Raw genomic sequence first — 14,384 nt, 5'->3', positions numbered from 1 at the left:
TTAAAGTATGAACGATAGAGTTTTAAGAGTTTTAGAATTTAATAAAATTAAGGAATTGGTTAAAGGATATGCCATTACAAAATCAGCTAAGGAGATGGTTTTAGATCTTAAACCATATGATTCTGTTTATGATGTAAAAGAACATTTAGAAGAAACAAAAGAAGCTTTAGATATTTTAATGAGAAAAGGAAATCCTCCTTTTGAAGGGCTTTATGATGTTAAGGAAGCTATAACAAGGGCTGAAAAAGGTGGAGTTTTAAGTATAGAAGGGCTTCTTAGAATAGGAAACATGTTATCTGTAACAAGAAAACTTTCTGACTTTTTAGCTAGAAAAGAAGAGGAAGAAGAGCATAGAATCCTAGAAGGAATGAGAGAAGGACTTATAGTACTTAGAGGAGTAGAAAGTGCTATATCAAAGGCCATAGTAAGTGAAGATGAAATTGCAGATTCTGCAAGTGATAAACTTTATAGTATAAGAAGAAGTTTAAAAGAAAAGAATTCCTCTATAAGAGATAAAGTTAATTCCATAGTAAGAAGTAATGCTCAATATCTACAAGATTCCTTATACACAGTTAGAGGAGATAGATATGTTATTCCTGTAAAAGCTGAATATAAATCTCAAGTTCCAGGACTTGTTCATGATCAAAGTTCAACAGGGGCTACACTTTTTATAGAACCAACGGCTTTAGTAAACTTAAATAACGAAATAAAAGAGCTTATGCTAAAGGAAAGAGCTGAGATTGAGAGAATATTAGCAGAATTATCAGCCTTAGTATATAAAAATATTGATGTTATAAAAGTTAACTTTAATATAATAGTTGAATTAGACTTTATATTTGCAAAGGCTAAATATGGTAGTGATTTAGGTGGAACAATGCCTATAGTAAATGAAGAAGGAGTAATAGATTTAATGGATGCGAGACATCCACTAATTCCTAAAGATAAAGTTGTTTCTTCTGATATTTATTTAGGAAGAGAATTTTCAACATTACTTATAACAGGGCCAAATACTGGTGGTAAAACTGTAACCTTAAAGACTACAGGGCTTATTGAACTTATGGGATTAAGTGGACTTTTAATACCAGCAAGTGAAAATTCAAGCATAAGCTTCTTTGAAGAGATATTTGCAGATATAGGAGATGAGCAAAGTATAGAGCAAAGCTTATCAACTTTTTCTTCTCATATGACTAATATAGTTAAAATAATGGAGAAAGCAAATAATAAAAGTTTTATACTTTTTGACGAACTTGGAGCTGGAACAGACCCTACAGAGGGAGCTGCACTTGCTATTTCAATATTAGAAAACTTAAGAGCAAGAGGATGTAGAATAATGTCTACAACTCACTATAGTGAATTAAAAGGATATGCATTAAAAACTGAAAATGTTGAGAATGCTTCTGTTGAGTTTAATGTTGAAACCTTAAGACCAACTTATAGACTTTTAATAGGAGTTCCTGGGAAATCAAATGCTTTTGAAATTTCAAGAAGATTAGGACTTAAAGATAATGTAATAGAAGAGGCTAAAAAGGTTATTTCTACTGAATCACTTCAATTTGAAGATTTAATACAATCACTTCAAGAAAAGAGTATAAAAGCAGAAAATGATGCTAGAGAAGCTGCTATCTTAAGAAATGATGCAGAAAAATATAAGAATAGATATAAAGAGAAATTTGAAAGAATTGAAAGTGTAAGAGATAATGTTTATGCAGATGCTAGAAGAGAAGCAAAGCAAATTTTAGATTCAGCTAAGGAAGAAGCTGATGCTATTCTTAAAAATATGAGAGATCTAGAAAGAATGGGTATTTCTAGTGATGCAAGAAGAAAGCTTGAGGCTGAAAGAGGAAAGCTTAGAGATAAAATAAGTGATGCAGAGGCTAGACTTCAAAAGAAAAAAGAAGAGCAAAAAGGAGAAGAACTTAAAAAGATTGAGGTTGGAATGGAAGCCTTATTACCTTCAATAAACCAAAAAGTCATAGTTCTTTCTAAGCCAGACAATAAAGGGGAAGTTCAAGTTCAAGCTGGAATTATGAAAATAAATGTTAAAGCTAAGGATTTAAGAGTAGCCAAGGAAACTAAAGAAGAAAAGAAAATTAAGAAGAGAGAAGCAAGATTAAACTTAAGACAGGTGGATCCATCAATAGATTTAAGAGGTATGGATTCGGAAGAAGCTTGTTACACTGCAGATAAGTATTTAGATGATGCTTATGTTGCAGGAAGAGGAGAAGTAACTTTAGTTCATGGAAAAGGTACTGGTGTTTTAAGAAAAGCTATAAACGATATGCTAAAAAAACATCCTCATGTAAAATCCCACAGACTAGGTGAGTATGGAGAGGGTGGAACAGGAGTTACTGTTGTAATATTAAAATAGATTTTTAATATTAAATTATGACCTAACTTAGATTTTGATTTATATAAATTTAAGTTAATTATAAAATCAATAATAATTTAAAAAATAATATTAAGAGTTCGTCTAAATTTTTTATTAGTAGGATTAAATAAACTAAAGCTTATAAAGAATTTTAGATGAGCTCTTTTTTATATACAATTTATTAAAAAAAGCATGGGCATATTTATGATATAATCAATTTAAACTTTGAGAATTATGTAAAATTGGGTATAGAGGGGGTTGTTAGGTGAAAATAAAAAAGAAAAATAAAAAAATTAAACTTAATGAAGGCAGAGTATTAGCTTTTTTATTAGCCATAGTAATATTATTTTTAGCTTTATCAGGTAGATTGCTTTACATAAGTATATTTAGATCAAAAGATTATAAGGCTATGGCAGAAGAACAATGGACAAATGAAATACAAATAGATGCTAGAAGGGGACGTATATTAGATAGAAACAACAGGGAGCTAGCAGTTACTGCAAACGTATTTAGGGTAGATTTAGACTTAATAACCTTAAGAAAATATATTGATAAGAAAGATACTGATAATATTGAAGTTGCAAAATTATTAGCAGAAGCCTTAGAAATGGATGAAGAAAAGGTTTTATCAAGAATAGAACTTACATATCCATCAGGAAATCCAGCAAACTCTGCTACCTTAATAAGAAGAATAGAAAAGGAAAAGGCTGATAAGGTTAAAGAGCTAGATATAAATGGAGTAATAGTATCAGAGGATACAAAAAGATATTATCCTAATGGAGATTTTCTTTCTCATACTTTAGGAACAACTAATGCAGATGGAGAAGGATTAAGTGGATTAGAACTTTATTACAATGAAGAACTTATGGGAATCCCAGGAGTAAGAGTTAGTGAAGTTTCTGGGAATAGCACTTCAAATCCTTATTCTGAAACAAGTTTTACTCCCCCTGTAGATGGAAAAGATATGACTTTGACAATAGATGAGAATATACAATACTTTGTTGAAAAAGTGGCTGATGAAGCATTGAAGAAACATAATGCAGACTCAGTAAGCATTGCGGTTATGAATCCTAATAATGGAGAAATTTTAGGAATGGTAAATAAACCTGGATTTAATCCTAATAATCCTTATGAGGGTAGTGAAACATTTAATGGGAAAGATGAATCAGCAAAACTTCAAAATATGTGGAGAAATACAATTGTTTCAGATGCCTTTGAGCCAGGCTCAATATTTAAAATAATAACTTCTATGGCAGCTGTGGAGGAAAATATAGCAGGAAAAGATGAGGTTTATTATTGTGATGGTAGTTTAAATGTAGCAGGAAGAAATATAAAGTGTTGGAAACCTGGTGGACATGGAGTACAAAATTTTAATCAGACATTAGAAAACTCATGTAATGTTGCTTTTATGGAAATGGGAGCAAAATTAGGAGCAGAAAAATTAAATGAATATATTAAACTTTTTGGATTTGGAACTCAATCAGGAGTAGATTTACCTGGAGAAGCTACAGGAATAGTTAAAAATGTAGAAGATATAAATGCTGTGGATTTAGCAACTATATCCTTTGGACAAACTAATACAATGAATGGTATTCAGTTTATGACAGCTTTAAATGCTGTTGCAAATGGAGGAGATTTAATTCAGCCTCATATTATGAAAGAATTAAGTCATAAGGATGATAATGGGACAAAAATTATAGATGAAGTTTTTGTACCTAAAATACAAGAAAATATAGTAGATGAAAAAAGTACTATGAGAGTTAAAGAGGCCTTAGAATCTACTGTTTCTAATGGATCTTCAAAGGATGCAGGTATTGAAGGAATAAAAGTAGCAGGAAAAACTGGTACAGCAGAAAAGGTAGATCCTGAAACAGGTACTTATGGAGCAGGATATATAGCGTCCTTTGCTGGATTTGCACCATATGATAATCCACAAGTATCTTTAATAGTAATAATAGATAATCCTAAAAATGGAGAGCATTTTGGAGGAATTGTTGCAGCACCTTTTGCAGGAGAATTATTTAATAATATATTTAACTATATTTCATTAAATGAAGGGCAATTAGATGCGAAAGATGAAAGTGTAATAATCCCTGATTTAAGAGGGAATAAGGTAACTAGTGCTGAAAAAACTTTAAATGAATTAGGAATTAATTGTGTAATTGAGGGAGACGGAACCTTTGTTACTTCAGTTAAACCTATACCAGGCTATAAGGTTAAAAAGGGTGATAGTATAACCTTGTATGCTGGAAGTAGATTTGATAGAAATGAAAAGGAAATAGTAGTTCCTGATTTTAGAAAATTAAATAAGGAAGAGGCAGAAGAAATTTTAAAATCCTTAGGATTAAAGGGAGAATTTGAAGGAGAAGGTGAAATTAAGGAACAGAGCATAAGTACAGGAGAAATAATAAAAAGTGGAGATAAGATTAAGTTTAAATTAGAAGGATAAAACTTTAAAAATAAAGAGTTATATCAAATAACATATAATAAATATTATAAACCTCTTAATGTTTATGGTATTTATTATTAACTTTTTGATATAACTCTTTTTTACTTTAAAAGATAAATACTTTTTTTATGAAGTTTTAAGGATTATAATAAAATAGAATTTTGTTAATAAATAATGGATAAATTTTTTTAAAACTAGGAGTAAATTTATTTTAATAAGTTTTAGGGAGGAGAAATTTGTGATTTTAATTAGTGGGTGTTTGTGTGGAGTTAATTGTAAATACAATGGTGAAAATAATTTAAATAAAAATATATTAAAGCTTCTTAAAGAAGGGCGAGCAGTGATTGCATGTCCAGAACAATTAGGAGGACTAAAAACTCCAAGAATACCAAGTGAAATAATAGGGGGAACAGGAAAAGATGTACTAGAAGGAAAGGCAAAAGTACTTGGTAAGGATGGAACTGATGTTACAAAAGAATTTCTTAAAGGGGCTTATGAAACTTTAAATATAGCAAAGAGCATAAATGCAGAATATGTAATTCTAAAAGCAAAAAGTCCATCTTGTGGTCTTGGAGTTATATATTCAGGAAATTTTAATGGAGAGAAAAAAGAAGGAAATGGGGTAACTTGTGAACTTCTACTTCAAAATGGATTTAAAGTTAAAACAGAAAATGATTTTTAGGAGGAATGTATAGATGAATAAGGATATGAGAGATAAAGCTAGAGAACTTTATAATGGAAGTTGTAGAGTATGTAAAGTTTGTAATGGAGTAGCATGTGCAGGAGAAGTTCCTGGTATGGGAGGAAAAGGAACAGGAGATTCCTTTATAAGAAATGTAAAGGCATTAGAGGAAATAAAACTTAATATGAGAACAATTCATGATGCTAAAAACCCTACTACAAATATTGAAATTTTCGGTAAGAATATGGATTTACCCCTTTTTGCAGCTCCTATAACAGGAACTATGTTAAACATGGGTGGAAAAGTTAGTGAAAGAGAATATATTGAGGGAGTAGTTAAGGGATGCTTAGATGCTGGTATATATCCTATGGTAGGAGATACCGCAGTAGACTTATGTTTAGCTACTAATTTAGAAGTCATAGAAGAATATAATGGACAAGGAATAATATTTATAAAACCTTGGCAAAATGAAGTTGTAATAGAAAAAATAAAAATGGCAGAAAAAGCAGGAGCCTTTGCTGTAGGTGTGGACATAGATGCAGCTGGTCTTATAACTTTAGCTATGAATGGAAAGCCAGTTGAGCCTAAAAACTTAGAGGAAATAAAAGAATTAGTGAATTCAACTGAATTACCTTTTATATTAAAGGGAATAATGACGCCAGATGAGGCTGAATTAGCAGTAGAAGCAGGAGTAGATGCCATAGTAGTATCTAATCATGGAGGAAGAGTTTTAGATCAAACCCCAGCTTCATGTGAAGTGTTACCAGAAATAGCAGCTAGAGTTAAAGGTAAAGTTAAAATTTTAGTTGATGGTGGAGTAAGAACTGGCGTTGATATATTAAAAATGATAGCCTTAGGTGCTGATTGCGTTTTAATAGGAAGACCTTTTATAACAGCTACTTTTGCTGATGGAGCTAAAGGGGTAGAAGAATATGTGAATTCTTTAAAAGGTGAATTAAAATCAGCTATGGTATTAACAGGATGTAACTCAATAGAAAATATAGATAACAGAGTTATTTACAAAGGAGAGAATTAACTTATGAAAGTTTTTGCACATAGAGGATTTAGTTATAAATATCCAGAAAATACTTTGTTAGCATTTAAAGAGGCTTTAAAATTAGATATATATGGAATAGAGCTTGACGTGCACAAAAGTAAAGATGGAAAATTAGTAATAATACATGATGAGGATATAAAAAGAACTTTTAAAGGAGAGGGAAAAGTTAAGGATTATACTTTTGAAGAACTTAGAAACTTTAAGTGTAATAAAGAAGGCTTTGAAAATAATAGTGATTGTAAAATATCTTTATTAGAAGATGTTTTTAATCTTATAAAAGATAAGGATATAGTTTTAAATATAGAAATTAAAAATGATGTAATAGATTATGAAAACATTGAGATGGATGTATTAGATTTAATAAAGGAATATAATCTAGAAAGAAAAATACTTATTTCAAGTTTTAATCATAATGCCTTAGAAAAAGCTAAAAAGTTAAATGGAGATATTAAATTAGGGGTACTTTATGAAAAAGAAATGCCTAATATTCTTGATATTGCTAAAAGTTTAAATGCATATGCAATACATCCTTCTAAATCTCTTGTTTCAGAAGAACTGGTAGAAAAAGCACATAATGAAGGTATAAAAGTCAATGTTTATACAGTAAATGAAAAAGAGGATATAGATAAGCTTAAAAATTATGGAGTAGATGCTATATTTACAGATAATGCCAAGGTGGCTTTAGAGTATTTAAAATAACAAGTAAATTTTAAAAGCCATTTGTTAATACTAAAGAATAAACCTTATAGATTATTAAATTTTACTAATAATTTATAAGGTTTATTTTATAGTATTACTTTTCATATGGAAGTTGTTTTGAAAAAATAACATTAAAAAAGTTAATAATTTTAAATATTATTGTAATAAATATTATGTTATCTGAATAAACATATATAGGATAAATATAGTTAAGGAGGAAGTATGAAAGTTAGTGCTATAAAAAGTTTTTTAGCAACTACAATGGCAATGACTTTTTTAGTTAGTATGGGACAAGGATCTATATTAACTAAGGCAAATACTATAAATAATATGAAATATGTAACAGAAGCATTTGGAGCAATTCCAACAGAAGAACAGGTTAGCTATCAAAAAGAGGAACTTACAGCATTTATACACTTTGGTGTGAATACCTTTACAGGAAGAGAGTGGGGAGATGGAACAGAAAATCCAGAAATTTTTAACCCTACTAATTTAGATGCTGATCAATGGGTAAAAACTTTGGCAGATGCAGGCTTTGGAAGGGTTATATTAACTGCAAAACATCATGATGGATTTTGTTTGTGGGATAGTGCATATACAAAGCATGATGTAGCTAGTAGTCCTTGGAAAAATGGAAAGGGAGATGTGGTTAAAGAGGTTTCAGAAGCTTGCGCTAAATATAATATAAAATTTGGAGTTTATTTGTCACCATGGGACCAAAATTCAGAACATTATGGAGAAGGTAATGGTGGTGATTATAATGAGTTTTACATGAATCAGCTAAGGGAGTTATTAACTAACTATGGACCTATAGCTGAAGTTTGGATGGATGGAGCAAAGGGATCAAATGTTAAGCAAGAATATAACTTTGAAGAATGGTTTGCTCTTATAAAAGAATTACAACCAGAATGTTTAATATTTAGTCCACAGGGTCCAGATATTAGATGGATTGGAAATGAAAAAGGATATGCAGGAGAGCCTTGCTGGTCAACTATAGATATTGAAAAAATGAAAGAAAGGGAAAATCCAACATATTTGAATAATGGAGAAGAAGGTGGACCAGATTGGGTAGTTGGAGAATCAGATGTATCAATAAGACCAGGTTGGTTTTACCATGAATCTCAAGATAATGAAGTTAAATCCTTAGAAAAAATGATGGATATTTATTTTAAATCCATAGGGAGAAATTCAGTTTTATTATTAAATGTTCCCCCTAATAAAGAAGGTAAGTTACATGAAAATGATGTTAATAGATTAAAGGAATTTGGTGAAACAATTAAAGAGTTATTTAATGATGATTTAGCTTTAAATAAAGAAGTAATAGTAGATAGTTTTGCTAATAGGGATGAGACATATGGTGCAAATAAAATTGTAGATGGAGATTATGATACCTATTGGGCACCAGATAATAGTAGTAAAACAGGTACTATTGAAATAGATCTAGGTGGAAGTAAAGAATTTGATGTTATTTCTTTGCAAGAGTATATACCATTAGGTCAAAGAGTATCCAGTTTTAATATAGAAGTGTTACAAGGAGAAAATTGGAATAAGGTTTATGAAGGAAAAACAATAGGATATAAAAGACTTGTTAGAATATCCCCAACTAAAGGAGAAAAAATAAGAATTAATATAACTGGTTCATTAGAAGTGCCACTTATAAATAATGTTGGAGTTTATAAACAGCCTACTAGTATAGAACTTCCATCAGGACCACCAGCTGGATTGAAAGTGTTAAATGATGATAATAAGGGAAATGAATTAGAACAATTTAATTTTAGTGATGGATGGGTATATGAGACTATCCATGGAGAAAATGATTTAGGTGGAGATGCTCACTATACAAGTAAAACTAATGCTACAGTTAATATTAAATTTAATGGAACTAAGTTTTTCTTATCAGGAACAAAGGATTCAGGACATGGAATAATGGAAATTTCCATAGATGGTGAAAATCCAGTAGAGGTTGACTTATATTCTCCTAATAGAAAATCTAAAGAGATAGTTTTTGAAAGTGAAGATTTAAGTGATGGAGAGCATGAAGTTACGGTTAAATGTACTGGAAGAAAAAATACAAGTTCTAGAGGGGTAGCGGCTCATATAGATGGAGCTTATGTATTAGACAATGGTGGAAAAGGTATGGTTGAATTTGAAAAGGCAGGATACGAAGTAAGTGAAAATATAGGAACTGCTACTTTTAAGGTTATAAGAAAAGGAGGAAGTAATGGTAAGCTTGAAGTTAACTATGACACTTTGGCAGGGACTGCTTTAAATGGTGTTGATTATCAAACATGGTCTGGTACTTTAGCATTTAATGAAGGAGAAACAGAAAAAACTTTTGATATAACAATTATTGATGATAAGGAAAAAGAAGAGCCTAAGGAATTCTATTTAAAATTAAGTGATCCAATAGATGGAATATTAGGATTTAATTCAAGAGCTACAGTTACCATTAATGATGATGAGCAAATTAAATAATGAATGATATATTAAAATAATTTTTATGTGCTGTATCTAATTATGCCTAAAATTTAAGAATTTAATCATTTTTTAAATTTTTAGGTGAAGATACAGCTTATTTATTACATATATTTATAATAAATGCAAAAATACATTATTAAATATTATTATTACTATATTAGGGGGAGGATTTATGAAAAGGAAATTCTTGAAGAAAATAGCATTGTTAGTTTCTTTAATGGTAGTGGGTCAATCAGTTTATACCTTTGCTAAGTCTAGTAGATTTAATGAAGTAGGAAAAAGCACTTTAAATGAAAATATTGATCTAGATAAATTAGCCTTATGGTATGATGAGCCTGCTACAAAGTGGGAAAATGAGGCTCTTCCAATTGGAAATGGTTATATGGGTGGAATGATTTTTGGAAGTGTAGCAAGTGAAAGAATACAATACAATGAAAAAACTCTATGGTCTGGTGGACCAGGAGCATGGGAAGATTATAATGGGGGAAATAAAGAAGGTGCTTGGGAAGCTGTACAAGAAATAAGAAAAATATTAGCTGAGGGTGGAACTCCTTCAAATGATTTATATCAAAGAGTATGTGGTGATCAAAGAGCTTATGGAGCTTATCAAAATTTTGGAGACATATTCTTAGATTTTAAGTCTCATGAAGAGAGTAAGGTAACTAATTATAGAAGAGAGCTTAATATAGAGGAATCTTTATCTACAGTTAAATATAATTATAAGGGTGTTAATTATGAGAGAGAATATTTCTGTAGTTATCCTGATAATGTAATGGTTATTAAATTAAAGGCTGATAAAGCTTCTTCGCTAACTGTAGATGTTAGAAATGAAGGTGCCCATAATGGGAAGAATCTTTCTGTAGAAAATAATACTTTGATATTAAGTGGTGCAATAGAAGATAATGGAATGAAATATGAATCTCAAATTAAGGTTATTAATACTGGAGGATCAATTCAGGATAAAGAAGATAGAATAAGTGTTGAAAATGCAGATGAAATAACAATAATAATGAGTGCAGGAACAGATTATATAAATGAATATCCAACTTATAAAGGAGAAGACCCACATTCAGCAGTAACTGAAAGAATTAATAATGCTGTAAATTTAGGATATGATGAATTAAAGAGTAGGCACATAGAAGATTATAAAAATTTATTTGATAGAGTAAATTTAAATTTAGGGAAACTTAAGTTAGATAAGCCTACTGATGAAATGCTTAATGAATATAAAACAAATCAATCTAATAGCTTAGAAACTTTATTTTTCCAATATGGTAGATATTTGCTTATATCCTCTTCAAGGGAAGGAAGTTTGCCAGCTAATTTACAAGGTGTTTGGAATAATTCTAATAATCCACCTTGGAGTTCAGATTATCATTTTAATGTAAACATACAGATGAATTATTGGCCAGCAGAGGTTGCTAACTTATCTGAAACTGCCATTCCATTAGTTGAATATGTAGAAAGTTTAAGAGAACCAGGAAGAAAGACAGCAGAAATGCATTGTGGAATAGAAGGGGCTATGGAAAATAAAAATGGATGGACAGTAAATACAATGAATAATCCTTTTGGCTTTACAGCTATGGGATGGGAATTTGATTGGGGATGGGCTCCTACTTCTAATGCTTGGATAAGCCAAAATCTTTGGGAGCATTATAATTTTACTGATGACAAGGATTATTTAAGAGAAAATATATATCCTATTATGAAAGAGGCTGCACAGTTTTGGACTCAATTTTTAGTTGAATATACTCATAGTGATGGAAAAACCTATTTAGTTTCTTCACCAAGTTATTCTCCAGAACATGGTCCTAGAACTGTAGGTACAACTTTTGACCAAGAACTTATTTGGCAATTGTTCACAGATACTATAAAAGCTAGTGAAACTTTAGGTGTAGATGAAGAGTTTAGAGCAGAACTTGAAGATAAGAGGGAGAGATTATTAAAACCTCAAGTAGGTAAACACGGACAAGTTCAAGAATGGAAAGATGATATAGATGATCCAAATAATAATCATAGACATATTTCTCATCTTGTAGGACTTTATCCAGGAACTCAAATAAATCAAAAAGATACTAAAGAACTATATGAAGCAGCTAAGGTTACTATGAATCATAGAGGGGATGGAGGAACAGGATGGTCTAAAGCTAATAAAATAAATCTCTGGGCTAGATTATTAGATGGAGATAGAGCCCATAGATTATTAGAAAATCAATTAACAACAAGTACTTTAGAAAATTTATTTGATACTCATCCACCTTTCCAAATTGATGGGAATATGGGAGCTGTTTCTGGAATGGCTGAAATGCTTGTACAAAGTCATTTAGGAACAATAAATCCATTGCCAGCATTACCAACAGCATGGGAAGATGGAAGCTTTGATGGATTAAAGGCTAGAGGAAATTTTGAGATTTCAGCTAACTGGAATAATAATTCATTAAATCTCCTAAAAATAAAATCTGGTTCAGGAAATGATTGTTATTTAGAATATCCAGGAATAACAGAAGCTATTATAACAGATGCTAATGGAAATAAAATAACTCCAGAGGTTGTTTCAAAAAATGTAGTTAAGTTCCAAACAGAAGTTAATGGAGAATATAAGGTTGAAGGAATGCCTATGGAGAAACCAGAAAAGGTTAATGGATTAAAAGCTTTAAGAAATGGAGATAACTCTGTTTCATTAAAATGGAATAAGACAAAATTTGCAGAAGGTTATGATGTTTATAGAAAAGGTGAAGGGGACTTTGAATTAATAGCTGAAGATGTAAAAACAGAAGAGTTTATTGATGAAAATGCTCCTTCAAATGATAGTTATAGTTATTTATATTATGTAGTGGCAAAGAATTCAGAGGGATTAGGAGAGGAATCAGAAAAGGTTGCAGTTGAAACTAGTGTTTATTTAAGTGAATTAGAATGGGAAAGTGCATCTACTGGATATGGAGAAATACAAAAAGATGCTAGTTGTGATGGAAATACAATAACTTTAAAAGGTGAAGATGGAGAGAAGGTTTCTTATGATAAAGGAATAGGAACCCATGCTCACTCAGAGATAGTATATAGTTTAGAAGGATTAGACTACTATGATTATTTTGAAACCTTTGTTGGGGTAGATCAAGAAATGGCTGGTACTGTAGCATCTATATCCTTTGAAGTTTATTTAGATAATGAGAAAGTTTTTGACAGTGGATTAATGACAGGAGATACTACACAAAAACATGTTAAAGTGCCTATAGCTGGTAAGAATACACTTAAATTAGTTGTAAAAGATGGGGGAGATAGTATAGGCTCAGACCATGGAAGTTTTGGAGACGCTAAGTTAACAAAAGTTCATGCTGCTAGTAATGCAGATCTTAAGTCCATAAATATTAATGGAAATCCTCTAGAAGAATTTAATGGAAGTAAATATGAATATTCTTATGATCTTAAAGAGGGAGAAAACTTACAAAATCTAAATATTGAAGCAGAAGCTTTTACTTCAGAGGCTAAGGTTGAAATTACAAAACCAGAAGAACTTCCAGGGGAGGCAGTAATAAGAGTTACATCTAAGGATGAAACTATGCATAAAGAATACAGAGTTTTAATAAATCCATATGTAATTGTAGAAGAAAGCATAATTGCTTATTATAACTTTGAAAATTCTTCTAACTTAGGAGAAGATAGTTCTAAAAATAGTTTTCATGGAGAAGTAAATGGTACAGTTACTCAAGGAGATTCAAAGGATGGAAAAGCTGCTAATTTTGGTAATGGATATATAAGGGTTGAAAGCAATGATTCATTAAAATTAGATGATAATATAGTTATAGAAACTGAAGTTTATTTAGATGAATACACTAATTATTGGCAAAAGATAGCTCAAAAAATAAATAATGGGACAGGAAAGGGTGGATTCTTAATAGATGTATCTCCTGAAGGAAAATTAAGATTCCATGCTGAAGGGGCAATAACTCAATTTATATCTAATAAAGCAATTCCTTTAAATGAATGGACAAATATAAAAGTTATTTTTGAACATTCAAAGGGTGAAGCATCTATTTATATAAATGGAGAATTAGATAAGACAGTAAAGCCAAGTTCACCTTTAGAAGTTAGTGATTTACCACTTATTATAGGTGCTGATTCTAATGGAAATGATAAATTGAAAGGGAAAATGAATAATTTAACTATTTCTTCAATAGAGCGTAGAGTAGCTAGTAGCAATTCTAGTTTAAGTGATATTTATATTAATGGTGAAACTATGGATGGTTTTAAAAAGGATGTATTTGACTATGAAATAGATTTAGAAGAAGGAACAAATATTGTCCCAGAAATAACAGCTACGTCAGAAGATTCAAATGCCACTATTGAAATTAAAAATGCTGAAATTTTACCAGGAGTTAGCAAAATCAAAGTGGTAGCAGAAGATGGTACAGAAAGTATCTACACAATTAACCTAAATGTTAAAGTGAAAAATCCTTTAAAAGCAGATTTTAACAAGAATGGAGAAATAGATTTAGGGGATTTATCTATGGTATCAAAATACTTTGGATCAAATAATAGTGACTTTGATCTAGATGGAGATGGTTTAGTTGGAGAATATGAAATAAACTTTGTATCTAGTGAACTTCTAAAATAAAAATAGAAATAAAATTAATTTAAAGGGGCCTTTATCAAA

At 30.5% G+C, this 14,384-nt stretch carries 7 protein-coding genes; all 7 read left to right on the top strand.

What is annotated here, in order from left to right:
* Positions 1-7: 7 nt before the first annotated feature.
* Positions 8-2,368: an endonuclease MutS2 gene (locus ACYUCG_RS07770; RefSeq protein ID WP_164803931.1), complete on the top strand. Its 2,361-nt coding sequence runs from the start codon at positions 8-10 to the stop codon at positions 2,366-2,368.
* A 265-nt stretch (positions 2,369-2,633) separates the two neighbouring features.
* Positions 2,634-4,817: a stage V sporulation protein D gene (locus ACYUCG_RS07765; RefSeq protein ID WP_460268392.1), complete on the top strand. Its 2,184-nt coding sequence runs from the start codon at positions 2,634-2,636 to the stop codon at positions 4,815-4,817.
* A 238-nt stretch (positions 4,818-5,055) separates the two neighbouring features.
* Entirely contained in the window at positions 5,056-5,499 is a 444-nt protein-coding gene (locus ACYUCG_RS07760) for a 2-thiouracil desulfurase family protein (RefSeq protein WP_283677914.1), read from the top strand.
* A gap of 13 nt (positions 5,500-5,512) precedes the next feature.
* The gene (locus ACYUCG_RS07755) at positions 5,513-6,535 is read left to right on the top strand and encodes an alpha-hydroxy-acid oxidizing protein (protein WP_460268391.1); all 1,023 of its coding nucleotides are present in this window, start codon (positions 5,513-5,515) and stop codon (positions 6,533-6,535) included.
* A gap of 3 nt (positions 6,536-6,538) precedes the next feature.
* On the top strand, positions 6,539-7,255 hold the full coding sequence (locus ACYUCG_RS07750; protein ID WP_460268390.1) for a glycerophosphodiester phosphodiesterase: 717 nt from the start codon (positions 6,539-6,541) through the stop codon (positions 7,253-7,255).
* 222 nt (positions 7,256-7,477) lie between these two features.
* Entirely contained in the window at positions 7,478-9,730 is a 2,253-nt protein-coding gene (locus ACYUCG_RS07745) for an alpha-L-fucosidase (RefSeq protein WP_460268389.1), read from the top strand.
* Between the two features lie 175 nt (positions 9,731-9,905).
* The gene (locus tag ACYUCG_RS07740; RefSeq protein ID WP_460268388.1) at positions 9,906-14,345 is read left to right on the top strand and encodes a glycosyl hydrolase family 95 catalytic domain-containing protein; all 4,440 of its coding nucleotides are present in this window, start codon (positions 9,906-9,908) and stop codon (positions 14,343-14,345) included.
* Positions 14,346-14,384: the final 39 nt, after the last annotated feature.

This window comes from Clostridium sp. CTA-17 (genome assembly GCF_054767895.1).
The sequence above is the reverse complement of the archived record's forward strand: the minus strand, read 5'-3'. Positions and strand labels throughout refer to the sequence as shown.

Coding starts and splice junctions, on each gene's coding strand:
- ACYUCG_RS07770 (WP_164803931.1), top strand. CDS start 8: ATGAACGATAGAGTTTTAAGAGTTTTAGAATTTAATAAAATTAAGGAA.
- ACYUCG_RS07740 (WP_460268388.1), top strand. CDS start 9,906: ATGAAAAGGAAATTCTTGAAGAAAATAGCATTGTTAGTTTCTTTAATG.
- ACYUCG_RS07750 (WP_460268390.1), top strand. CDS start 6,539: ATGAAAGTTTTTGCACATAGAGGATTTAGTTATAAATATCCAGAAAAT.
- ACYUCG_RS07755 (WP_460268391.1), top strand. CDS start 5,513: ATGAATAAGGATATGAGAGATAAAGCTAGAGAACTTTATAATGGAAGT.
- ACYUCG_RS07745 (WP_460268389.1), top strand. CDS start 7,478: ATGAAAGTTAGTGCTATAAAAAGTTTTTTAGCAACTACAATGGCAATG.